This window comes from bacterium SCSIO 12643 (assembly GCA_024398135.1).
In the GTDB taxonomy this organism is placed as follows: domain Bacteria; phylum Bacteroidota; class Bacteroidia; order Flavobacteriales_G; family Salibacteraceae; genus CAJXZP01.
The window spans coordinates 3447118-3472107 of sequence record CP073750.1 but is presented as its reverse complement, the minus strand read 5'-3'; the positions used below and the strand labels follow the sequence as shown (position 1 = coordinate 3472107).

General features: G+C 35.8%; 23 protein-coding genes. 1 reads left to right on the top strand and 22 read right to left on the bottom strand.

What is annotated here, in order from left to right; translation table 11 throughout:
* Positions 1–9 precede the first annotated feature (9 nt).
* The 16 genes from KFE94_15200 to KFE94_15125 all read right to left on the bottom strand — a co-directional run bounded on the left by KFE94_15200 (position 10) and on the right by KFE94_15125 (position 14961).
* Positions 10–1584 carry a SulP family inorganic anion transporter gene (locus tag KFE94_15200; protein ID UTW65985.1) on the bottom strand — a complete coding sequence of 525 codons (1575 nt, stop codon included), beginning with the start codon at positions 1582–1584 and terminating at the stop codon, positions 10–12.
* Positions 1585–1678: 94 nt separating this feature from the next.
* A complete protein-coding gene (locus KFE94_15195) occupies positions 1679–3022 on the bottom strand; it encodes a HAMP domain-containing histidine kinase (protein ID UTW65984.1) in 1344 nt (447 codons plus the stop codon).
* A 3-nt stretch (positions 3023–3025) separates the two neighbouring features.
* Positions 3026–3706, bottom strand: coding sequence for a response regulator transcription factor (locus KFE94_15190; GenBank protein ID UTW65983.1), 681 nt, complete (start codon positions 3704–3706; stop codon positions 3026–3028).
* A complete protein-coding gene (locus KFE94_15185) occupies positions 3703–4098 on the bottom strand; it encodes a VOC family protein (GenBank protein UTW65982.1) in 396 nt (131 codons plus the stop codon). Before KFE94_15185 ends, KFE94_15190 begins: the two co-directional genes overlap by 4 nt.
* Before the next feature lie 2 nt (positions 4099–4100).
* Positions 4101–4802: a DKNYY domain-containing protein gene (locus tag KFE94_15180; GenBank protein ID UTW65981.1), complete on the bottom strand. Its 702-nt coding sequence runs from the start codon at positions 4800–4802 to the stop codon at positions 4101–4103.
* A gap of 35 nt (positions 4803–4837) precedes the next feature.
* Complete coding sequence (locus KFE94_15175) at positions 4838–5329, bottom strand: hypothetical protein (GenBank protein ID UTW65980.1); 492 nt, start codon at positions 5327–5329, stop codon at positions 4838–4840.
* 74 nt (positions 5330–5403) lie between these two features.
* The gene (locus tag KFE94_15170) at positions 5404–6015 is read right to left on the bottom strand and encodes an AhpC/TSA family protein (protein ID UTW65979.1); all 612 of its coding nucleotides are present in this window, start codon (positions 6013–6015) and stop codon (positions 5404–5406) included.
* Positions 6016–6042: 27 nt separating this feature from the next.
* Positions 6043–6546, bottom strand: coding sequence for an NAD(P)H-dependent oxidoreductase (locus KFE94_15165; protein UTW65978.1), 504 nt, complete (start codon positions 6544–6546; stop codon positions 6043–6045).
* 71 nt (positions 6547–6617) lie between these two features.
* Positions 6618–7490: a bifunctional 5,10-methylene-tetrahydrofolate dehydrogenase/5,10-methylene-tetrahydrofolate cyclohydrolase gene (locus KFE94_15160; GenBank protein UTW65977.1), complete on the bottom strand. Its 873-nt coding sequence runs from the start codon at positions 7488–7490 to the stop codon at positions 6618–6620.
* A 39-nt stretch (positions 7491–7529) separates the two neighbouring features.
* Positions 7530–8873, bottom strand: coding sequence for a signal recognition particle protein (gene ffh / locus KFE94_15155; protein UTW65976.1), 1344 nt, complete (start codon positions 8871–8873; stop codon positions 7530–7532).
* A gap of 79 nt (positions 8874–8952) precedes the next feature.
* Positions 8953–10728 (bottom strand): arginine--tRNA ligase, encoded by a 1776-nt coding sequence (locus KFE94_15150; GenBank protein ID UTW65975.1) that lies wholly within the window; start codon positions 10726–10728, stop codon positions 8953–8955.
* A 55-nt stretch (positions 10729–10783) separates the two neighbouring features.
* On the bottom strand, positions 10784–11737 hold the full coding sequence (gene rocF / locus KFE94_15145) for an arginase (GenBank protein ID UTW65974.1): 954 nt from the start codon (positions 11735–11737) through the stop codon (positions 10784–10786).
* A gap of 124 nt (positions 11738–11861) precedes the next feature.
* Positions 11862–12686, bottom strand: a complete 825-nt coding sequence (locus KFE94_15140; GenBank protein ID UTW65973.1) for an outer membrane beta-barrel protein — start codon at positions 12684–12686, stop codon at positions 11862–11864.
* A 78-nt stretch (positions 12687–12764) separates the two neighbouring features.
* Positions 12765–13202 carry a hypothetical protein gene (locus KFE94_15135; GenBank protein ID UTW65972.1) on the bottom strand — a complete coding sequence of 146 codons (438 nt, stop codon included), beginning with the start codon at positions 13200–13202 and terminating at the stop codon, positions 12765–12767.
* A gap of 9 nt (positions 13203–13211) precedes the next feature.
* On the bottom strand, positions 13212–14090 hold the full coding sequence (locus KFE94_15130; GenBank protein ID UTW65971.1) for a zinc-dependent peptidase: 879 nt from the start codon (positions 14088–14090) through the stop codon (positions 13212–13214).
* Between the two features lies 1 nt (position 14091).
* The gene (locus KFE94_15125; GenBank protein ID UTW65970.1) at positions 14092–14961 is read right to left on the bottom strand and encodes a transporter; all 870 of its coding nucleotides are present in this window, start codon (positions 14959–14961) and stop codon (positions 14092–14094) included.
* A gap of 130 nt (positions 14962–15091) precedes the next feature.
* On the opposite strand from KFE94_15125, the gene KFE94_15120 reads away from it, so the two are divergent.
* Positions 15092–16678, top strand: coding sequence for a peptide chain release factor 3 (locus tag KFE94_15120; protein UTW65969.1), 1587 nt, complete (start codon positions 15092–15094; stop codon positions 16676–16678).
* A 2-nt stretch (positions 16679–16680) separates the two neighbouring features.
* Here the strand turns inward: KFE94_15120 and KFE94_15115 are convergent, their stop codons facing one another.
* The 6 genes from KFE94_15115 to KFE94_15090 all read right to left on the bottom strand — a co-directional run bounded on the left by KFE94_15115 (position 16681) and on the right by KFE94_15090 (position 24979).
* On the bottom strand, positions 16681–18723 hold the full coding sequence (locus tag KFE94_15115) for an OmpA family protein (GenBank protein ID UTW65968.1): 2043 nt from the start codon (positions 18721–18723) through the stop codon (positions 16681–16683).
* A 156-nt stretch (positions 18724–18879) separates the two neighbouring features.
* Complete coding sequence (locus tag KFE94_15110; protein UTW65967.1) at positions 18880–19746, bottom strand: universal stress protein; 867 nt, start codon at positions 19744–19746, stop codon at positions 18880–18882.
* 88 nt (positions 19747–19834) lie between these two features.
* Positions 19835–20806 (bottom strand): MoxR family ATPase, encoded by a 972-nt coding sequence (locus KFE94_15105; protein ID UTW65966.1) that lies wholly within the window; start codon positions 20804–20806, stop codon positions 19835–19837.
* Positions 20807–20809: 3 nt separating this feature from the next.
* Positions 20810–22183 carry a peptidylprolyl isomerase gene (locus KFE94_15100; GenBank protein ID UTW65965.1) on the bottom strand — a complete coding sequence of 458 codons (1374 nt, stop codon included), beginning with the start codon at positions 22181–22183 and terminating at the stop codon, positions 20810–20812.
* Positions 22164–23018, bottom strand: coding sequence for a hypothetical protein (locus KFE94_15095; protein ID UTW65964.1), 855 nt, complete (start codon positions 23016–23018; stop codon positions 22164–22166). The genes KFE94_15100 and KFE94_15095 overlap by 20 nt, the downstream gene beginning before the upstream one ends.
* Positions 23018–24979, bottom strand: a complete 1962-nt coding sequence (locus tag KFE94_15090) for a peptidylprolyl isomerase (GenBank protein ID UTW65963.1) — start codon at positions 24977–24979, stop codon at positions 23018–23020. The genes KFE94_15095 and KFE94_15090 overlap by 1 nt, the downstream gene beginning before the upstream one ends.
* Positions 24980–24990: the final 11 nt, after the last annotated feature.

Below are 24990 nucleotides of genomic sequence, written 5' to 3'. Positions count from 1 at the left end.
GACCATTGCTTAATAGTCGGCTGTTGGCTCGTCTCCTCTATTGATCAGATCCACAGTTACTCCTTTATTTTTAGCGGTACTCTTGTAATTATCGATAATCTCTAACACATCATAATCAATACTTACAGAATGGCTCATATCAATAACTAAATGAGTTCCTTTAGGCAGACTATTTAATTCTTTTAGGATTGTGCCTTTATTTAAGAATGATACTTCTTCCGCTAAAGTCATTTTTACTTTATGCTCTCCATTGTCTGTTGTTTTAGGATGTAAGAAGTGAGAGTTTTTAAGACTGTTTCTTAACAAAACAATTACTGCTACTACTACTCCCATAGCAATTCCTCTTAATAAGTCTGTAAATACAACACCTAAAATGGTCACAATAAATGGTAAAAACTGGCTCCAACCTAATTCATACATTCTTTTGAACAGACTTGGTTTCGCTAACTTATACCCTACAATGAAAAGTACACATGCCAGAGATGCTAATGGAATCATATTTAAAATGTCTGGTATAAATGCCACACAAATCAATAAGAAGAATCCATGCATGATTGCAGATAATTTTGTTTGCCCTCCAGACTGAACATTAGCCGAACTTCTAACAATTACCTGTGTAATTGGAAGACCTCCGATTAAACCCGAAATCATATTTCCTGTTCCCTGAGCCAATAGCTCTCTATTGGTATTTGTTGTTCTTTTCTTTGGGTCTAATTTATCAGTAGCTTCCACACTTAAAAGTGTCTCTAAACTTGCTACAACTGCTATTGTAAATGCAACAACCCATATATCACTATCAAAAGCTCTGGCAAAATCAGGTAATGTAAACTGTCCTAAGAAACTAGATAAGTCTTTTGATACAGGAACTTCTACTAAATGATCTTTTAAGACTGCATATTCAGGAAAATACTTTGTAGCCAAAACTTGATATACAATACCTGAAACTACGGCTACTAAGGAACCCTGGACTAACTTAAAAATGTTATGCTTCTTAGATAAATAATTGTCCCAAACTAACAGAATCGTTAAAGATATCACACTAATAATTACTGCTCCAGGAGTTATATAGTCCAACATATTGATTAACTCCGAAAAAGTATTTTCTCCATCAGCTTGTTGGAAAGCCATATCACCTTCATAGTCCGCATCATACCCAAATGCATGTGGAATTTGCTTTAGGAAAATGATTATCCCAATACTCGCCAACATCCCCTTAATTACGGAAGACGGGAAATAGTAACCTATAACTCCACCTCTCAATAATCCAAGAACAATTTGAATTGCTCCAGCGATAATCACAGCTACCAAGAAATCGTCAAAACCACCTAAAGATTTGATTGATGTTAATACGATTACAGCAAGACCTGCTGCCGGTCCACTAACTCCTAGTGAAGAATTACTAATTGCTGCAACTACAATACCTCCAACAATACCCGCAATTAACCCTGAGAATAGTGGGGCCCCACTCGCTAATGCGATACCCAAACATAGTGGTAAAGCAACGAAAAAGACTACAATACTGGATGGTAAGTCTTGTTTAATATGCGCAAATAATCCTGAATTTTGAATAGATGTCTGTTCCATGTATACATTTTTTATAGGTTAATAACAATAATCCAAACATCATATTAGAACCATCTTAATCTGACATTAAAATCAGATTAGAATCTTCTTAATCTCAGATTACAGGCATAGAAATGGTAACAGTTGTACCCTCATTTAAAAGGGAATCTATTGATAACTTCCCTTTATGTAATTCAATGATTTTTGCACTTAATGACAAGCCCACTCCTGATCCTTTTACATTGATTACATTCTTACCTCGATAAAATGGGGTTGCAATTTTATCTAAATCTTCAGCTTCAATTCCTACTCCCTGATCAACCACTTTTAAGATGATACATCCGTTATCTAACTGAGCATTTATCTCAACCGGTTTATTGGAAGAAAATTTACATGCATTGTCCCAAATATTGATCAATGCAGTCTTGAGCAGGTTTTGATTACATAGAATCTTATTGTCTTTAACTTCTTCTATATCTAATTTTAACTGATGTTCTGGATTGATGAACTCATAACTATCACGCACAGAACCCAGGAATGTTTCAAATTCTACTTCCTTATAGGTTAGCCCAATGTCCTGAACCGATATCTTTGATAGTTGAAGTAGATTATTCACCGTAGAATTCAAAATTTCTGCTTCGTTTAGTATTGCTTTGAGAGACGCTACATATTCTTCATTGGTTCTGGATTTACTTACCGCCAACTCTGCTTCTCCTAAAATGGCAGTTAACGGATTTCTTAGCTCATGAGACGCATTATTGATAAAAGACTTTTGCGCCTCAAACGCAGATTCTAATCTATCCAAAAGCTTATTAAAGGAAATCGCCAATTCTCCAAGTTCATCATTTTCATTCCAAACACTGAGTCTTAAATGTAAACTCGAAGCACTAATCTTATTCGCGTTCTGAATTTTCAATGAAATGGGTTTTAAAGCACGTTTTGTCACTTCAAACCCTAAAGCAAAAATGATGGGAATCCCTAATAGGACCAACAATACCACAATGTTTCGCAGGTATTTCAAATAATCTAATCCTACCTCATCTTTTGCTGTTACAATAATGAGATAATCCTTTCCTTTTACATGAAATAGCTTACTGACGCCCTGATTTCCATCCCACTCAAATTCTATATTCCCATTGCGGATTAAGCTGATGACCACTTCCTTGGGATAATCATATTTAAATTGAGGCTTCCGGCCATGAACAATAGGTACCACTTCTTCAGTCTCTTGTGGTAAAGTATGTAAAAACTGATCATTAATTTTTTCAAACTCTTCATCAGAAAAGGAGTCTTTTTCTAAAAAGATTTTCTCCGTGATCTCCACACGTTCTCTCAATCGTTTCAGAAAATCATTTTTTCTATGATCAGATGAAAACCAATATAATAGAATCCCAAACACCACAAAAATGACACTTGCAATGATCGAAAATGTAATGGATAATTTGGTACTGATCCGCATAATCTAATCCTTAATGATATACCCCATTCCAATTACCGTTTTAATGATTTTGGAATCAAAACCCTGTTCGATTTTTTTCCGAAGGTAATTGATGTATACATCAATCACATTAGTTCCCAAATCAAAATCTACTTCCCATACATTTTCCAGAATACTGGTTCGTGAAACCACCCTATTCTTATTTTTAAGGAGGTATTCTAATAGCTTAAATTCTCTGGCGGTCAATTCAATTTGAATTCCATTTCGATATACTTCTTTTGAGCCTAGATTCATAGTCAAATCCTGAACCTGTAAATATTCGTTTTCCTTTTTTTCTGATTTTTTTCGTCTTCTGGTTAGTGCATTTATCCGGGCTAATAATTCTTTGAATTTGAACGGTTTGGTTAAGTAATCATCTGCTCCTATATCTAACCCGGTTACTATGTCGTCCGTTGTTCCCAAAGCTGTTAACATAATGATCGGTGTTGGAATTTCCTTTTCATTTTTTAGGATATTACAGACTTCAATACCATTCATTCCAGGCATGATAACGTCAAGAATAATTAAATCTAATTCCGAATCATCTGCCAGTTTAACTCCGGTAACACCATCAAATGCCTGAGTTACAATATGCCCTTCTTCCTCAAGCCCTCTTTTTATAAAAGATGATACACTGGCTTCATCTTCGATCAGTAAAATCTTCATCCTTTTATTTCAGTATTTTTTAATCTCCAGGGTGGATTTAATCTATTCTCTCCAGCAAAATATAAAATCAGTTGATTCCCATCCAAATCTTTAAGTCTGGCTTCTCTCCAAAGCCAACTTCTATCGGTAGGGTCTTCCTCAAATTCAACACCTTTTGCTTTTAACTCCCGAACTTTTTCATCCAAATTTTCGCATTCGAAATACACGTAAATTCCTTCTCCCTCTTTCAGTTCAGAAACTTCATGAATGGAAAAAGTACTACTCCCATTAGGACATACAAATCTGGCATAATGATCATTAGATTTTACTATTAAATCTAATCCTAGTTTTTGATAAAAATCTACTGCCCGATTTACATCAACAGATGGTATAGTGATTTGATTTAAATTCATATTTATTCGCAGAATTCTCTTCCATGGAAAACATTGATACATCCAAACTTATCTCTACAATCAATACCATCCACTTCAAAAGTAGCGAGATCCACCGTATCTAGTATTCGTTCTCCTTCTTTGTTAAACATTATATTTCTTCCACAGAAGTAGATATACGTACCATCAGTTGAAAACCCTTCTCCTTTTGGATAAATTTTTATCTTTTCATAATCGTCCGAAGGTACTTTATATTCTAAATAAAAGTAATGACATCCATCAGTAGACCATCTGGTGAAAAACCTCTTATCATCTGTGGCTTCAATGAATTTAAAACCTTCTACAGAACATACGTGCAATGGTTTTCTTTGCAGGTATATGTCTTTATAGTCGGCAGAATATCCACTTTCTAAAACTTTAAAATCCCGGCTACTTGCTCCTTCTATCGAATCTCCTGAATAATACGCGCGTTCTTTATCTATGGCAAATAGCCCTTCTAAAGGTTCAAACGATTCCGGATCGGCTCCATGAATAATTTGCCCATGGTAAAACACATAATTCTTATCTCGCGCATAGGCTTCATTTCCCAGTATTTCAAAAGTCTGCGCATCTGCTTTCGAAATTATATTTTCTCGTGTTCCATGCGCCTCATTCCAATCTTTATAATATACCTGTCCATTTTTAACTTCATACCCTTCACAAGCATAAGTGAAAAGACAAATCATTATGAAATAAAAGCTTTTTGGCATTATTAATATTCTTACTGTACGGCTTTAAACTGTGTATCTAGATAAATGCTCTCCCATTTTCCATCCTTAAATACACCCACCACAAATCTGTATGTATTCTCATCAACGTATTCCCACATATCAGTGACTATTGTACCACCATAATCGTAGGTATAAACGAAATTCTTATTCTCAGTAGTCACGGTACCTTTGGTAACTCCACCAAAGACATCAAACTCCCAAAACTTTATTGCTTTGGCTTCATTGACCCACATACGTACACCATGATTCCGATTTCCTAATTTCGTTTGAGAGTAGTCGATAAACCCTTTGGAGTTCGTAACCACAACGTTTTTCTGTAAGTCATATTTAAAACTTACTTCTTGTATAAATTTACTTCCATTACTCCATTTTCCTTCCGCCTTCCAGGTTTTATTCACCAGGGGAGCAAAAGCTTCCAGATGTGGATTTTGTGCCACCGCGTGCAATGAAAACAGAAACAATAAAAACCCTATATATCGCATTTTATCCCGAATTTTATAACATCTGACAAGATATACTTAAACTTTGGTTTCAAGGTTGTATTCCTAATTTAAACTTACTTCTCCTGTACGGCCTTTAAGAAACTAATTAGGATATCTGGTGACAATCTTTGTGAATACTTCGGATCTACATGCTGATATTGAACAATACCATATTTGATCACAAATACTGCAGGTACCGGTAATACGTGATGAATTGAACTGGTCCACCATTCGGTATCCATATGATATTCATTTCTATATTTCAGATATAATTCATCATCAATCTTCCATCCAATTCCAAATCCGTTAATAGCATTTATATTCTTATCAGAAAACAATTTGTAATCAATACCTCCACTTTTTGCAATGGTCGTATCAAAGTGAATAAAATCATCTGGTGTGACGGCTATGAGTTCAAATCCCATTTTTTTAATCTTTCCATGTACTTCCTGTAAAGCTGCCAAATGACGCATGCAAAATGGACACCAACCGCCACGGTAGAAAACCACCACCACTGGCCTCTCTCCAATATATTGTTTTAAATTAACTGACTCTCCATTTTGATCCAATACCTCAACATCCGGAATCCTTTCAGAATTTTTAATCGGACAAATCTCATACATGGCTTGTTGCGCTTTCAGTGTCCCAAGTCCAAATAATAGAACGAATAATATCCACTTTTTCATAAACTTTAATCTCAATTTTAGATAGGGTTAAACTTCAAGTTTATTTTTAAACTCTGCAATAATTTCTTTCACCTCATCAGTCAACTCCGTATCAGAAACCCAGGTATGTGTATGTCCTAAATAATCCATTCCTAAATAATCAGCACTACTTTCAAATGGATAAAAGAACCCAAATACTTCTCCTGATTCTGAGCCACACGATATTGCAGCCATTTTTTTACCTCTGAGTTTCCGTCCCAGTTCTTTTTCAACCTTTAAACAATCTGTGATTCGATCAAAAAAGGTCTTCATTACTCCGCTCATGGCGTACCAATATACCGGTGTGGCAAAAACGATCACATCGTATTCTACGATTTGACGCATCAACGCTATAAAGTCATCATCGTTATATTGATGTTCATAATCATATTGGGCAATTGCATAATCTACTAAATCTATTCTATCAGAGCTCCAAAGTCCTCTCAATTCTTCAATCGCTAAACTCGTGTTGCCATCTTTTCTTGAACTACCATGTATTATTAAACCTTTCATTTTATCCTTAATTTATTCCACAAAAAAACCGATACGCTAATATCGGTTTTCCTATTATTATCTTTTGATTCTTACTTCAAGTCAATGGCTTTTAAAGTGTTTTGCATTAATGATGCAATTGTCATTGGTCCTACACCTCCTGGAACCGGAGTGATGAACTCAGACTTTGGTGCTACTGAATCGAAATGAACATCTCCCAATAAACGGAAACCTGATTTTTTCGTTTCATCTTTCACCCGTGTGATACCTACATCAATCACCGTTACGCCTTCTTTTACCATATCACCAGTTACAAACTCAGGCTTACCTAACGCGACAATAAGGATATCTGCAGTTTTAGTAATCTCTGCCAGATTCTTTGTTCTGGAATGCGTTAAAGTTACCGTACAGTTACCCGGATAATTGTTTTGTCCCATTAAAATGGACATCGGTAATCCTACGATATGACTTCTTCCAACAACCACGCAATGCTTTCCTGAAGTCTCTACATTGTAGCGTTTCAACAATTCTAAAATTCCGTTTGGTGTTGCCGGAATAAATGAAGGCAACCCTAAAGCTACTTTACCAAAGTTTGCCGGATGAAATCCATCCACATCTTTGATAGGAGAAACAGCATTTAAAACGGTTTCTTCATCGATATGATCCGGTAATGGCAACTGCACAATAAATCCGTCAATCACATCATCATTGTTTAACTCTTCGATCTTAGCCAACAATTCTTCTTGAGTTGTTTCGACAGGCATTTTAATTAAACTAGAACCGAAACCAACTTTTTCACAAGCTTTCACTTTAGCATTCACATAAGTGATACTTGCTCCATTATCTCCAACTAATATTGCTGCTAAATGAGGTACTTTTCCTCCTTCTGCTTTAATCTTAGCTACCTCAATGGCTAACTCTTCTTTAATCTCGTTAGAAGTTTTCTTTCCGTCTAATAAAGTCATTTCGTTATTCTGTTTAGTTAAATTTCGTTTTGATTGCTATTATTGTCCCATTCCTGGCATTCCACCCAAATGTTTCATCATATTGGCCATCGCAGACTTATTGTTCATCAGTTTCATCATTTTCTTGGTATCGTTGAATTGTTTCATCAACTGATTCACTTCCTGAACATCTCTTCCACTTCCTTTTGCGATTCGTTTTTTACGTGAACCATTAATGATCTGTGGCTGTTGTCTTTCTTTAGGTGTCATTGAATAGATAATTGCTTCAATATGTTTAAAAGCATCATCCTCAATGTCAATATTCTTCATTGCTTTCCCCATACCTGGCAACATTCCCATCAAATCCTTCACATTACCCATTTTCTGGATTTGTTGAATTTGTTGTAGAAAATCATCAAAGTTAAACTGGTTCTTCGCAATTTTCTTTTGAAGCTTACGGGCCTGCTCTTCATCAAATTGATCCTGAACACGCTCTACTAAGGAAACCACGTCCCCCATACCGAGAATACGGTCGGCCATACGTTCCGGATAGAAAATATCCAACGCTTCCATTTTCTCACCGGTACCAATAAACTTAATTGGTTTCTTAACAACGTGACGAATCGATAAAGCGGCACCACCACGAGCATCACCATCTAATTTGGTAAGAATTACCCCATCAAAGTTTAATCTATCATTAAACTCTTTTGCAGTATTTACCGCATCCTGACCGGTCATGGCATCCACGACAAACAAAGTTTCTTTCGGATTGATGCTATTTTTAATAGCAGCAATTTCCTGCATCATTTGCTCATCAACAGCCAAACGACCAGCGGTATCAACAATTACCACATTTTGTCCATTACTTTTTGCATGGGCAATACCTGCTTCAGCAATTTTTACCGGATCTTTTTCTTCTTTGTTAGAATATACATCCACACCAATTTGCTCTCCCACCACATGCAACTGATCAATCGCTGCAGGTCTGTAAACATCGGCAGCAACCAATAACGGAGTCTTTCCCTTCTTGGTTTTTAAGAAATTTGCCAATTTACCTGAATGGGTGGTTTTACCAGAACCTTGAAGTCCTGCCATCAAGATCACCGCTGGATTTCCACTTAAATCCAATTCTTCAACGGTTTCTCCCATCAAGTTCGCTAACTCATCATGGGTAATCTTAGTCAATAACTGACCAGGAGATATTGCCGTCAGTACATCCGCACCTAAAGCTTTTTCTTTTACCGTATTGGTAAACTCTTTCGCGATTTTATAATTCACATCCGCATCCAGCAACGCTCTACGGATCTCCTTCATCGTTTGAGCTACGTTAATTTCCGTAATACTCCCCTGACCTTTTAGGGTCTGAAACGACTTTTCTAATCTCTCTTGTAATCTATTAAACATGGATGTATTTTATAGCTGCAATAATAATTGTTTTCGTTCGATGTTCATCTGTTTCACTTCGATAGCTTCTTCAAAATGGCTACATTCTGTCAGGTACCTGAATACCTAAAAGCTTCATACCTGATTTAATCGTCTTACCGACCTGATCGGACAATAAAACTCTGAATTGCGTTAAAGGTTCATTGTCTTCGTTGAAGATTGGGGTAGATTGATAAAATGAATTATACATTTTCACCAAATCATAAATGTAATTCGCGATGTTAGCCGGGCTATAGTTTTTCCCTGCTTCCGCAATGATTGATGGGTAATCATTCATCGTTTTGATCAAATCCAATTCTTTTTCGGTCAGATGATCTTCTGATATTTTTACTGGTTCTACACCTCCAGCTCTGCGAATGATTGATTGAATTCTGGCATGTGCATATTGAATAAACGGTGCAGTGTTCCCATTCAGATCAATAGATGCTGACGGATCAAACAACATTTTCTTTTTCGGATCTACTTTAAGAATGAAATACTTTAAAGCACCTTTACCCACCTTATCGGCTAGTGCATTTTGTTCTTCTTCGGTCTGATCAGAAATATGTCCATGAATTTCAGATGCCTTTTTAGCATCATCTACCATGCCCTGCATCAAATCATCTGCATCGACCACTGTTCCTTCTCTAGACTTCATTTTACCATGAGGAAGCTCCACCATGCCATAAGACAAATGATAGCATTCTTTGGCCCAATCAAATCCGAGTTTTTGAAGAATGATAAACAGTACTTTGAAGTGATAATCCTGTTCGTTTCCTACTGTATATATCAGTTGATTTAGATTTGGATAATCTTTGTATCTCTGAATCGCTGTACCAATATCCTGTGTCATGTACACCGCAGTTCCATCTGCACGTAAAACCAGTTTATGATCTAGACCTTCAGCTGTTAAGTCAATCCAAACTGAACCATCCTCTTTTTTATAGAAAATTCCTTTTTCCAATCCTTCTGTTACGAAGTCTTTCCCATACAGGTAAGTATCTGACTCATAATAAAGTTTATCAAAATCAACTCCCATTGATTTATAGGTTGTTTCAAACCCAGCATAAACCCATCCGTTCATTTTTTCCCAAAGTGCATATACTTCAGGCTCTTTTGCTTCCCATTGCTGCAGCATTTCTTGTGCTGCCTTAAGAATTGGTGCATTTTTCTTTGCTTCTTCCTCTTCTGCCCCTTTTGCTACTAAATCAGCAATTTCCTTTTTGTATTCCTGATCAAATTTCACATAGTATTTACCTACCAGATGATCTCCTTTAAGTCCTGATGATTCCGGTGTTTCACCATCTCCAAAACGTTGCCATGCGATCATGGATTTACAAATGTGAATTCCACGATCGTTGATGATCTGTGTTTTTACTACATGGTGTCCGTTTGCTTTAAGAATTTCTGCTACCGAATACCCTAAGAAATTATTTCTTAAATGACCTAAGTGCAACGGCTTATTCGTATTCGGTGAAGAATACTCAACCATTACTGTTCTTCCTGAATCTGGCGCAAATCCCCAGTTTTCAGTTTGTGCAATTTGTTGGAAAAGATCGTTCCAGTATGAATTGCTGATTTTTAAATTCAGGAATCCTTTTACAATCTCAAAAGATTCAATAAAATCAACCATCTGGGTCATTTCCTCTCCAATCATTTGAGCCGTTTCCATTGGATTTTTACGACTAATCTTTAAAAGAGGAAAGACATTTACAGTATAATCTCCTTCAAATTCTTTACGTGTTTTTTGTAATTGAATCGAAGGGAAATCCTGATCTCCAAACAGTTTGATTAATACTTTATTTACGTTTTCTATTATATTTTGTTCAATATTCATTGCTATGCTTTTTGTAAAAAACCATCGTGGTTTTTCCATTCTTCGCTGATAAACTTTACTGGTTTACCTTCTCAATTTGCGGCAATACATCTTCCAGAATTTCAAAAGCTGTTTCCGCCATTTTATTTTTCTTTTCGTCTAAAGTTGGATTGATCTCTACAAACTCCAGACATCCTACCTTTTCAGTTTCAATAAAAGCTGTAATGATTTCTTTGATTTCCTTTTCATCAAACCCTTTTGAAACCGGTGTTCCTGTACCATGAGAAATTAAATCACAATCCATACTATCTACATCAAATGAAATGTAAATCATATCACAGTGGTCTAATCTTTCTATGGCTTCGGATATACAAACATCCATGCCTCTATGCCGGACCTCTTCCACCCGGTAATTCCTGATTTGATGTTTTGCAATGATTTCGTCTTCTTGTTCTTCTGTATCTCTTACTCCAAAATACACTGTATCTTCTGGTAATACGTTAGGAACTACTCCTGAAAGACCTTTCATCCTATTCCAGGCAGCTACTTCTTTATCGCTAAGCTCATTGATTTTTAATTCCAGATTATCCAAACCTAACGCAGAACCTAATGGCATTCCATGCACATTTCCTGATGGTGTGGTATATGGCGAATGAATATCGGCATGAGCATCAATCCAAACCACACCTAAGCGTTTATTTGGATATGCTTTTTTCATACCCGCAATCGTCCCGGCAGCAATAGAATGATCTCCGGACAACACAATCGGAAACTCAGTTTCCATAGCGGTATGCACTGCTTCAGTTACATTTTCCAGCACTTTAACTACAGTTTCAATACGAATAGCATTAGGAGTATCAACGTCTCGGTACAAATCTTGGTTGTATACCTCAACGGTCTTGTGATTGTATTTAGATAAGGTTTCACTTTTATTGTTCCACCCCACCACTTCCATGGCTTTAAATCCTAATGAAGCACCTCTCGTTCCGGCACCTACTTCCGACTCAACAATAACGTATCTAATACTCATTTCACTGCATTTTTTAAGTGCCGCGAAAATACGATTATTGTTAGGAAAATGAAGGGGAAATCTACCCTTTTGTTAAGAGTTTTTGATCCACCAAACGGGTTGTTTAAATCAATACTAATTCTAACTAAAAACTAAACCTCACACCTAAATCTAAACCGCAACTGTTAAAATTGTAAGACCTTTTTAGCGTCTCGGGCATATCAAAAAGAATTATGAATTTTTCACTCTCTGAAAATGAATCATCGTAGTTATAATTTCTTTTCGTCCCATCGGATGTTTCAAGATTCCCATATTCAGGAGCATATGACATGGTGATAAAACTTAATTCAGAAAAAACCGACCATTTGGATGATAGTATATAATCCAATCCAAAAGCTCCTTTAGCTCCAAATGAGACTCCTCCTTCATCTATTTTTTTATAGGAACTACTATTCGTATTTCCAACTGAATTGAATACCGATGCTCCATCTGTAATGATACGACCAAAACCAATTACAGCACCGAGCTTCATATAAGGATTGATCTTTTCATTTCCCATATGAAGAACTATAGAAGGGGTAATTCGATACATCTTGGCACTTATAGTTTTACGCTCATGGAGTTCAGATTTTCCTATTCCAAAATTAGATGTTATTTCAATGTCATTCTGATCAACATCAGCACTTTGATGATAGTTTATTTGCGTTTCAAAAGCAATATTTTTATGGAACCTATATCCAAATTGACCACCAATATTCCATCCCCTCCCCAGAGAATACGGTACATTCTCAAACCTATATTCTGTGACGACTTTAGAATAATCCACATAGGAATTCACCATATCACCTCTTTGATTGGCAATACCAATAGCATAGCCGGAAGATATACCAACATAAAACTTTTGGGCTGAAACTAATTTTATGAAAATCAGACAAATTAAGGTTAACAAAACGGTTTTTAAATAATTCATGAGTATTTATTAAAGATTAAACATACCCGCATTCTCACATAGTAGACGTAAAGTCTAGAATAAAAGTTGTAAGCAACACTAATCAAACATTATTGATCGTAAATACTCTTTTTCAATTACCTCCAATTCTAATATATCGTTTTTATAGAAAACCACTATTTGATCTATTTTCTTCTCTTTTATCATGGTACAAATAGAATCTTCAATTTCTACTTCAAACTCGGAAAGTCCTAAATTCAATTTATTAGAAAAAAAAGTAATGATTTCAGAACTATCTGAATCAACTATAATTTCTTGTTCTTGATTTTTAAATCCTATTCGACATCCCTTAAAAGTATTAATATCAATAGGGCTTATTAGATAAAATCTTAAGTAATGATACCCCATTAATTCCGAGTACTCAATGCTTAGTTTAGATGATTCTTTACTAGCTATTATTTCCCTTTCAAAACCTTTTATCTTATTAATTGAAAGGTTTTCTGCATCGCGTTCTAGTAATCTTGAAAAAATTCCCATTTTGTTTTTTTAATAATGAAATCTTCCACAACAGTTTTTGAATTTTCCACCACTTCCGCAAGGACAAGGGTCATTTCTTCTAATACTGTTTTGAGTTCTATTTAATTCTCTTTCGTCCATGTTACTATTGAACATTCCTTCTAAAACTTGATACAATTCCGGATGTTTCTGAGCCATCAATTTAGGTCTTTCAAAAAAGTATTCACTGGCCACAGCAAAAAACTCAGATTTATTCGTTCCTCCGTACGGATTAATGTCTGAGCTTTTATCATAAATAGCATTCATTTCCTGATTCATCAAATCTATCCAGGGAATCACATATTGCTTGTTCAATAAACTTTCAGGAATTCCGTCAATTACCCCATCGGATTTATCAATCAAATGAACAAATTCATGAATAGCCGTATTCTTTTTATCCGTTTCATTTTGAAACCCATGATGCAGTGCTTGTTTGGACAAAATCATTTTCCCATTCATATATCCTGTTCCTACCATCCCCAGAATATTTCGTTCCGCACCTTTGGTTTGAAACTTTTCGTTAAATGATGAAGAATATAATAACACTTCAAACAGATTCGTGTATTTCCATTTGGGGAATTCAAAAATGGGAATTACCGCACTGGCAGCGATTAATAATTCATCATCTATGTCTACAGCTGTATCAATTCCAGTGATTCTTATGTTCAAAAGAAATTCCTGGATCTTAAATTCAAAATGTCGTTTTCCTTCAGTAGATAACCCTGCATAAAAACCGACCTCTCTTAACAGGATTTTTTGCCATGCTTTAGGAAAAGGCTTGGACGGAGTTTTCCATTTCTGTTTGAACCATAAACGGTATAAAACGAAAATTAATACCAGAGTTAAAACTGCAAGAATTAAATATCCCATGTTATAGAATTAGCTTACTAAATCCAAGCATAAAGAAATTGTATTCCTCATTTAATCCATATCCGAATTGTGCATCAACCTGAAACAATGGACTAAATCGATACCATACACCTCCATCCATATTATGCACCCAACCAATGTTTTTTACGATAATCTTATCTCCATAGATTTCCGCAAAAACACCAATATTTTTCTGGATTTCATACCCACAATTTAAAGTATATCCAAATTGATTTTGAACATCAATACCCTCATTTTTAGATTCAGTTCTAAATGCATATTTCAAATTTCCTGCAATGCTAAACTTCTTTGGAAATGCATAACTCCAGGCCGCTAAAAAATTAGACTTCCAAATTGGATTGATATTATTTCCGCTATTTAAAAACACTCTCGGAACTTCCTGATTAAATACCAATGCCAATTCGGGGATATAGTCTCCTTGTTCAACCACATTTACCTTAACACCAATGTACGTATCCAGATTATTAAGATTCAGCTGATTCACGTTTAGTGTTGTAAACAATCTCACTTCTACCCGATTTGAAACACCATACAATAATCCTAAATTTGGAACTTGAGAATTATGATTCCTATTTACATCTGCAAATTGAAACCCGGTCTCAATTTGGAAACCTCCTTTATACACCGCCTTAGAGGATTCAGAAACTCCGGGTCTATTGGTTACCATAGATTCCGTTGCAACTCTATATCTCTTTTTTGAAGGCACATACCTATCGGAATTCCATTTAAATTCTGAAATAGAATAATTTAAAGTAAAATCCTTAAACACTTCCTGAGACCATCCATTAGAGGTTAATCCAATGATCACAATGACTCCAACAAATATCCCGAGGTTAAATTCTCTTTTCATAAATTCTCGAATAATGATCAAATATAAACGAAGCACCAGATTCAAAATCAAATCCAATTAAGAATTCTAAATTCATGCTATAAGAATCTCATGCTCTTCTTTATTTTTGCCGCCCGATAAAACAAAGCGCATGAGTCTTCAAGAGCAAATAGATAAAAGAAAAACATTTGGTATTATCTCGCATCCTGATGCGGGAAAAACAACACTGACTGAAAAGTTATTGCTATTTGGAGGTGCCATTCAAGTTGCCGGAGCGGTTAAGAACAATAAGATTAAAAAGACTGCGACTTCAGACTTTATGGAGATCGAAAAGCAAAGAGGGATTTCGGTAGCGACTTCCGTGATGACGTTCTTCTATAAGGATAAGCTTATTAATATTCTGGATACTCCTGGTCACAAAGATTTTGCCGAAGATACTTATCGTACATTGACTGCTGTTGATAGCGTTATTTTGGTAATTGATGCGGCCAATGGTGTTGAGCCACAAACCAGAAGACTCATGGAGGTGTGTAGAATGCGAGATACTCCGGTTATTGTATTTGTCAATAAGATGGATCGTGAAGGAAAGGACGCTTTTGATTTATTGGATGAGTTGGAAGAAGAATTAGGAATTAAAGTGCGTCCGTTAACCTGGCCAATTGGAATCGGGCAAGACTTTAGAGGTGTTTATAACATCTATGAAAACGAAATCAACTTATTCAATCCGAACAAAACCAGTATTGAAGATGACATCGTTTCTATATCTGACGTAAATGATCCCAAATTAGACGAAAACCTGGGGGATCAGGCTGCAGAATTAAGAGATGATCTGGAATTGGTTGAAGGTGTTTATGATGCTTTTGATATTAACGAATATCTATCGGCTAAAACTGCACCGGTATTCTTTGGGTCTGCACTAAATAACTTCGGAATTCGTGAAATGCTCAACACATTCGTGGAAATTGCACCAAATCCGCTACCTCGCGTTTCTGATGCAGGACCAATCGATCCGGAAGCTTCTAAATTCAGTGGTTTTATTTTTAAAATTCACGCTAACTTAGATCCTAGACATAGAGATAGAATTGCTTTCTTACGTGTATGTTCCGGAAAATTTGAGCGTAATAAATTCTTTGAGCATGTAAGACTCAATAAAAAATTAAAATTCTCCAATCCATATTCGTTTATGGCTCAAAGTAAAGAAGTTGTAGATGAAGCTTTCCCTGGTGATGTAATTGGATTATATGATACGGGGAATTTCAAAATCGGAGACACGTTAACACAAGGTGATAAATTCATGTTTAAAGGTATGCCGAGTTTCTCTCCTGAGTTGTTTAGAGAGGTAGTTAATACTGACCCTATGAAAACTAAACAATTAGAAAAAGGATTGAAACAGCTATCTGATGAAGGTGTCGCGCAGTTGTTTACACAGCAACCTGGTAATAAGAAAATTCTAGGTACTGTTGGTGAGCTACAATTCGAAGTTATCCAATACCGTTTAAAGCATGAATATGGCGCTTCCTGTTCGTTTAGAGGATTACCTCATCATAAAGCAACATGGTTAACCACAACCAATCAAAAACAATTGGACGATTTTGTTAGAATTAAATCCAGAAACGTAGTTCAGGATAAAGATGATAACTGGGTATTTATGGCTGATTCGCCATTCCTATTAAATATGGCAAAATCAGATTACCCGGATATTGAATTCCATACTACCAGTGAATTCAAAGTGGGGTAATACTACATAGATAAAACTACGATCTCAATCCTTCTGTTTTTTGCTCTACCTTGAGCAGTGCTATTGGAAGTAATTGGCTTTGCAGATCCCCACCCCTTAAATTTTAAGTTTTTATGAGAAACACCGTTTTCTTGTAAATAGGCCATTACTGAGTAGGCTCTATCCGTTGATAAAGCCAGATTGGCACGTGCATCCCCCACATTATCAGTATGTCCTTCAATGGATACTTTAAACGTTGGATGTTCTTTCATATAGGCAATTAAAGCATCTAAACTCGCTCTGGAATCTGCACTTAAATCTGCAGAGTTTGTAGCAAAATGGATATTTTCAATGGTAATATGTTGTCCCATTCTACTTTTCTCCACTTTGACATCCACCTTAGTTTTTATAGGTTCTCCTTCTTTTGGTGCTTTAATCAGTTTATTGTTAAAAGCTAAATCTTCTCCTTTAGCGGTAACCACATAATCTGCAGAGTCTTCGACATTGACAATAGCTGTAAATGAACCACTAATCGTATCTACTTCAACAGATTCTACCTCTTGCGTTTTTGTGTTTCTCAATTCTATCTTCGCATTTTTTGGGGCTTCTCCTTTAATCGTTTTCACTGTTCCTTTCACCAACATCACTTTTTCGGGTCGAATCTTTTTAGGTAATGCCACGCTATAGATATCCAGACTTTTTCCCTTGCCACCGTTAAATGGAGATGCAGAACCAAAATATGCCGTCTTGCCATCTAAACTCACCACGTAACCATGCTCGTCTTCCGGAGTATTCAAAGGATAGCCTAAATTCAATGGAACAGTCCATTTTCCATCTTCGAATCGACTCACAAATACATCATATCCTCCCATTCCCATATGTCCGTTTTTCGATGCGAAATACAAGGTTTTATCATCTGAATGAAAGAATGGACTTTTCTCATTTCCCGCGGTATTAATAGGCTCTCCCATACTTTGACCTTTTCCCCAGGTTCCATCTGCTTGCCTCTTAGATTGGAAAATGTCAATACCACGAGTTCCCTCACGATATACGGCATACATCATCCATTTTCCGTCTTTTGAAATCGTAGGTTGTGATTCCCATCCTTCATTCGTATTAATATTTGGACCTAAATTTTTAGGTTTTGTCCAATGCCATTCTGAATTACCACCTTCGGTTTTAGGTGAAAATTCATACTTGGAATAATAGATATCGCAGTTCATTTTTCCTTGATATGGCTCACAAACAGTATAATAAATCTCTCGATTATTCGCAGAAATTGCAGAACCTCCATAATTAGCTTCCGTATTCATATTAAAAGGAGGTCCAAATGCCTGTCCTTTTACAAATTCCCCGTTGGTATAATTTGAAACCGAAAACCTCTCCACTTTAACAATTCGATCGCTTTTAATGTAGCTCTCTTTCATGTTTTGTTTTACCTCTACTCTTCTGGTAAACAGCATCACTTCATTATCAGGTGAAATCGCAGGTAAATACTCATCACTTTCATCTTGTGACAATGGAACAATCTTCTCCGCATTAAATGGATGTGGATTGGCGTATTGATAAGCCAAGAATTGGGCTAATTTTAAGTTTTCTTTAGCCATTTCCATTTGCTCATCATACCTTCTTTCATATTTAGAGTCATCATCACTCGAGAATCTTATAAAAGCATCATAGTATTTTGCAGCAGCCTCATAATCATCTTTATTCATATTGATTTCTCCCAGAAAATAATATGCTGCAGAATGAATTTCCGGACAAGCTTCTACGACTCTTTTAAGATCTTCTTCAGTCTTTTGATATGGTTTTTGTTTACTTCTGGCATGCTTAATCTGTGCAAAAGTCTTTTCCCAAATCGCCATTGTAAAATCCTCATCCAGAGTTAAAGCCTCTCTAAAGAACATCATTCTTTCTTTATAACTATACTTTTTCTTGTCGATAGCTTTTTCATAAGCTTTCACCGCTTTCTTATTCTCCGATAATGGGCAATCGTCTTGCGCTAAAACTGAAAAGGAAGTTCCTAAAAGAGGAACCATGATCAATAATGAAACTATAAATCTCATAGATACGTATCTCATTTAACTCCGAAATAATGCACGCGAATTTGCGATTCATTTAAACGAAAAACAACAGAAATATTTTCTTTTACTTCACAATTTTTCTAAATAAATCACAACGGGTTAAATCTTTTGTTTGTTTTCGCTTTTAAAACAATCCAACTAATGGATATGCAACGTTAAAACAGGTATCTCACTATGATTCACCACGGACTCAGTGATATTATCGTTAAAGAGCTTCTTAACCCCTCGATATCCATGCGTGATCATTGCAATTACATCCGCATTTTGTTGTTCAGAGAAATTAATGACTCCTTCATCAATATCAAATGCATTATATATATGAGAATCACAATTTTTCAAACCGTAATCAAACTTCACCTGCTCCATACGATCTAAAACAGTTTTAGTTTCCTCAAAATACGTTGGTGTATTTACATATACCAAATCCAATTCCGCTTCGAATATGTCTGCAAATCTTTTTACTCTAGGCAATTGCTCATTAATTTTCTCTTCCGTAAAATCAGAACAACACACAATTCTACGAATATTGAATTCATCGGAAGCCGTATTCACAGTCAATACTGGCACCGTTGCGATTCTAACAATTTTTTGTGCTGTAGAACCAATAAACGCTTCTTTTATTCCTGAAGATCCATGTGTTCCCATAACAACAAAATCGATATTATTTTCCTGAATAATATCATTGATCTCAAAATCCAGAGCTTGTTGAATGACTTTGGTTTCTACATTAATTCCTACAGCTTTAATTTCTTTTTCAAGCTCATCCATCTTGGCGTTCACTCTATCTGTTTCTTGTTGGATAGCTTCTAAAACCACTTCGGGTTGCATACCTGGCATGGTAATATCTCCAGCAGTGGTTAAGCTAATATCAACGTATTGTTGAACGCTGTTTAATGAATGTAATACATGAAGTTCTGCCTGAAGTGTCTTAGACAACTTCATCGCAATATTTAGAGCATTATTTGCTGCATCAGAAAAATCGGTAGGGAACAAAATACGTTTCATAACAAATAAGTTTAATGGTATTATTTGTCCCTAAAATTATACCTTATAAGTCATATAGAAAATGACTTTATAGGGTATTTTCGTTAAATTATAATAACGATTTGATAATCCTGGTCACGTTGTAACCTTCAGCCTCCGCTTTATAGTTTGGTACGATTCTATGTCTTAGAATTGGTAATGCAACAGCTTGTACATCTTCAATATCCGGAGCAAATTTACCGTTAATCAAAGCATGTGTTTTTGCACCTAAAATTAAATATTGTGATGCTCTCGGTCCTGCTCCCCAGGAAACATATTGGTTTACCACATCAGTTGCATGCTCTCCTTGAGGTCTGGTCTTCGCTGTAAGCGTCACTGCATATCTTAAAACATTATCCGCTACAGGTACTCTTTTTACCAAATGTTGGAAATACGTGATTTCCTCAGCACTTAAAACCGAATCAATGGTTGGTGTTTCATCATTTGTCGTTGTTTTCACAACTTCCAGCTCTTCTTCAAACGATGGATAATCCACCCAGATATTAAACATAAATCTATCCAACTGCGCTTCAGGCAACGGATACGTTCCTTCCTGCTCAATTGGATTTTGCGTAGCTAAAACAAAAAATGGCTGATCTAATTTAAAAGTTTGACCTGCCGCTGTCACGGATTTTTCCTGCATTGCTTCTAATAATGCAGATTGTGTTTTAGGAGGGGTACGGTTAATCTCATCAGCCAGGATGACATTTGCAAAAATCGGCCCTTTAACAAACTGAAATTGTCTCGATTCATTTAGAATTTCCGAACCAATAATATCCGATGGCATTAAGTCAGGAGTAAACTGAATACGGTTATGATTCAATCCCAACGCGTTAGAAATACTGTTCACTAAAAGCGTTTTCGCCAATCCGGGCACACCTACCAAAAGTACGTGTCCGCCACTGAAAATAGCAATTAAAACTTCTTTTAAAACGTCTTCTTGTCCAATAATTACTTTTTGAACTTCCTGAGTTAATTGGGTATATTTATTTCTAAAAGCTTCTACAGCTTCTACATCGGATTTAAATTGTGTTCCTGCCATATATTAAAACCAGCTATGTTGAAATTGACAATCTTGTAACGATTCATCAATTCGAATATAATTCAATTTAATTTTCCCCTGGATCCATTTATCTAGAGCTTCTTTTTCTTTTTCTGCTTTGGCAGCAGTTTGAATCTTCAGGTAATCATCTTCCAAGTTCGCACGGTGTGGTTCAGTTACAGAAACCAGTTTTACGATTCTATACGATTGCGATCCATCATATTTCTGGTAAATTACCGGTTGCGAAATCTCTCCAGGTTTCATTTTATCTAGAATAAAAAACAAACTCGGATCTACTTTACTCACTTCATCGATTTCAAAAGTCGTACTTCCGGTCTGTGGATTAATCAATTTACCTCCATTCATTCTGGTCGATTTATCATCTGAAAATCTAGCTGCTTCAGTTTCAAACTTAATAGAATCTACTTCAAGAATTTGTTTTCTTAAAGAATCAAGCTTGCTCTTTGCTGTAAATAAATCCGCCTGCGCAAATTGAGGTTTTAAAAGAATATGTCTCACATTCGCTTGTTGTCCTCTTCTTTCGATCAATTGAACAATATGAAAACCATATTCCGTTTCAAAAATCTCAGAGACCTGTCCTGGTTGAATTGTAAATGCCACAGCCGCAAACTCCTTAACCAACTGGCCTCTTTCCATAAAACCTAATTCACCATTTTTCTTAGCCGATCCTGGGTCTTGAGAATACAAAAAAGCCAATGTCCCAAAATCTTCACCTTTTAAAATTCTATTTCTAATTCCTTCTAGTTTTTGACGTGTGGCTTCTTTTTCAGCATCACTAATCACGGGATCAATCACAATATGTTCTACCACTACCTCAGAGTTTACAAATGGTAAACTATCTTCAGGGATTTTATTAAAGAACGCTTTGACTTCTTTTGGAGAGATATCTACATTACCTGTAATCGAACCTTGCATTTGTTGGGTCAACATTTGCTCCTTAATAAGGTCGTGGAATTCGTCTTTAATCTCCGGAATGGATTTACCATAAAACTCTTCCAATTTCTCTTCAGATCCAATTTGTTGAACAAAATACTGAATTCTTCTAGAAATTTCTCCATTAATCTGATCTTCTGAAACTTCCAAACTATCAATAGCGGCCTGATTCAATAAGAGTTTTTTGAACATTAAATCTTCAAATATGACACATCTGGTGTTTTCTTCAATAGGTTGACCTGATCTTGCATATTGAATAATCGAACCTTCTAATTCGGATTGTAATACAATTTGATCAGCTATAACCGCAATTACTTTATCAACAACCGGTTGATTTTTTGTTTCCGATTGGGCTAACAACCCAAATGTGACCAAACTCAATAATCCAGTTATGATCGTATTCTTAAGGTACGAAGATCTCAATTTCTTGTATGTTTTTTGCTTTTTGATATATATCAGTCCTCAAACTTTCGAGTAACTCTAGCTTCCTGTTATTCAGGATAATCCTTTTTATATTCTCTTCCTCCATTGAAAGAGGTGAAACACCGTCTTTCAACTTGTAATCGACTAATCTGACCAAATATAGATATCCGTTATCGTATAGCTCAATCAGTTTCTTGTTTTTTAACAGTTTTTCCTTGTTATAAGATACAATCGGAACCTCGTTTAATAACTCATATAAATACTGCCAATTATCATCTAAATAAAACTTCGCAGCGTGCATATAACAGAACTCCTCCAGTTTTTTAAAATCTTCATCATCAGACGACATCAACCATTTCTTAACCTGCTTATTCTTTAAGCTCCCTGAATCCAACATCACATATCTGGCCTTAACAATATAATCTGCTAAACCAAACATCTCTTCATGATCTTTATAATACGCTTCAATTTCTTCCATTGAAACATTGGTATCCAGTTTTTCTAGAAGTAATTGATTTTGATATGAGTATATCAACAGGTCAGTTCGATATTTCTCAAGCTTTTGCGTTACATCCTGATCCTCTTCAGATAGGTTTAACTCTGCCTGATGCACCATTAATTGACGATCAATCCAGGAATTCACATAACTGTTCCTTATACTTACGCTATCCTCAATAGATGCTTCGAAAGGAATCTGTTTGAGTACTTCATCCTCGTATAAGTATTTATCATACACCTTAGCTACAGGAACTTTATCATCATTATCGTTCTCTTTCTGTACACATGCTATAAAAAGAGTGCTGAATAAGATTATATAGCCAAGTTTCCGAATCATTAGTTTAATGTACTAAGAACTTCTTTATTGATCGTATAAGAGTACTTTACGCGTAATGCTTCGATCCATTCTTTATCCAGTTGATCCTGATAAGCCGATGTGATCAATCCACGCACCTCATCCAATTGCTTTTCCTGAGAAGGAAGAACTTCCATAACTTCTACTACGATAACATTGTCTTTATTGTCAACAATACTCACTCCTGGTTTACGCTCTACTTCAGCAAAGTATGGTTCCTCATCAATTTCGTATTTGCCTTCACGAATATTTACAGCCAATTCTGAATTTTTGTTCATCATCGCCATAATGGTAGAATCCGATTTATTCTCCTTAATCATTAACGCTACCATATCAGCGATTTCTTTATTATCACAGATATACTGTTTCGCATTTAAACGCTCATTCCACATGTATTCCGACTTATGTTTGTCGTAATAAGCTTCCAGTCCAGTAGAATCTTGCATCGCTTTTTTCCACACTTCTTTCTCCATGATTTCAAACAACAATATACCATCATGATACTCAGTTAAAAGTGCTTTATACTCTGGATACTTATAGCTTAAAATTGATTTTTCATAAGCAATCATCTTAAGATCAACAAATTTGTCAAATTCTTTATCAATAAATAATGGTACCGACTCAGCTTTACGGTTTCTCATTTTATCAGATAAATATTTAGCAAAATCAGCTTGAGTATAAGTTACCTTTTTCTTACCATACTTCTTATCATTAATCGTCATCATAGCGGCATCCAGCCCTTCCGCTTTTGCCAATTCCCATTTTCCTTCAAAATATGATGAATCTATAACGGTATAAAATGCATCTTTAGATTTGGTTTTGATTTTGACTTTGTATTCTTTCATCAACTTCGTTACCAAAGCATGTTCTGACCCCAGACTTCTTCTATCTTTCTTTACCTTTTTTTCCAGCTCATCATATTCTTCTTCATACGATCCAATATTTCTTTTGTCTTCACGCATCACAATATGCCATCCAAACTGAGTTAAAAAAGGCTCAGAGTAATCACCATTATTTTTTAAAGCAAATGCTTGAGCTTCAAAATCAGGAACCATTCTACCGGCACCAAACCAACCCAAATCACCACCTTTCTGCGCAGACCCTCTATCATCAGAATAAGTATTCGCTAATCTGGTAAACGGTTCTCCAGCCTGAAGTTTTTGATAGATTTCCGTAATCTTTTTCTTAGCCTTAGCTGCCTCTTCCGGTGTAGATTTATCATTAGAAATCACCATGATGTGAGCCGCCTTGATTTCACCACTTGCCGGACGTTTATCTTCTACTTTAATTACATGGTACCCATATGAAGTACGAATCGGTTTAGAAACACTTCCTACTTCAGTTTTATACGCAGCAGATTCAAACGGATAAACCATTCTAAAAGCAGAGAAATAACCTAGATCACCTCCATTTTTTGTCACTGATGGATCATCAGAATATTTTACAGCTAAATCAGCAAAATTAGAATCTGTCAATGCTTCCTTATAAATCTGATTAATTTTAATCCATGCATTAGCGGTATCTTTTGGTGTCGGGTTTTCCGGAATTTTAATCATGATATGGCTTGCCTTGATTTCCCATTTGGAACGCTCATAAGCCTCTTTAATTAAATCCTCGGTAAATTGATTATCTACCAAATATGGAGCTGCCAATTGATTTACATATCCGCCCAGTTCATTTTGGAAAGCGGGTACGGTATCATATCCTTGAACTTCTGCTTCATGAACTTTCAGCTTAAAATTTAAGTATAGATCTAAATAGTCTTCTACACTCTTTTTGTCCGCTGATTCTATTTCAACATTGTTTTTGTTGTAAATAGCCATGAATTCAGAAACGGTGATATCATTTCCTTCGATTGTCAAAAGCACATCATCTTCGTTTTGTGCTACCACAAAACTTGAAGCGATCAATGCCACTCCAGTTAATACATGTTTTAAATTCATAAGATTATAAT